Below are 393 nucleotides of genomic sequence, written 5' to 3' on the forward strand. Positions count from 1 at the left end.
AGCGTTCATCCTGAGCCAGGATCAAACTCTCCAATAAAGTTAGTTTGTCTAGCATCATAAAATAAAAATTGACGTTTCACGTTGTTTGTTTCGTTCAGTTTTCAAAGAACTTTTTTGGTGGAGCCTAGCGGGATCGAACCGCTGACCTCCTGCGTGCAAGGCAGGCGCTCTCCCAGCTGAGCTAAGGCCCCAAACAAGTATCGGGAAGACAGGATTTGAACCTGCGACCCCCTGGTCCCAAACCAGGTGCTCTACCAAGCTGAGCCACTTCCCGAAAGAAAACGCGCCCGAGAGGAGTCGAACCCCTAACCTCTTGATCCGTAGTCAAACGCTCTATCCAATTGAGCTACGGGCGCATATGGTGCCGAGGGCGGGGGTCGAACCCGCACGGTG

3 tRNA genes are annotated in these 393 nt (G+C 52.4%); all 3 read right to left on the reverse strand.

What is annotated here, in order from left to right:
* Positions 1 to 115: 115 nt before the first annotated feature.
* A tRNA-Ala gene (locus tag MR079_RS28500) sits at positions 116 to 191 on the reverse strand.
* A gap of 9 nt (positions 192 to 200) precedes the next feature.
* Positions 201 to 274: transfer RNA gene (locus tag MR079_RS28505), tRNA-Pro, on the reverse strand.
* An 8-nt stretch (positions 275 to 282) separates the two neighbouring features.
* A tRNA-Arg gene (locus MR079_RS28510) sits at positions 283 to 356 on the reverse strand.
* Between the last annotated feature and the right edge of the window lie 37 nt (positions 357 to 393).

This window comes from Bacillus cereus group sp. BfR-BA-01381, from assembly GCF_022663555.1.
GTDB lineage: Bacteria > Bacillota > Bacilli > Bacillales > Bacillaceae_G > Bacillus_A > Bacillus_A pacificus.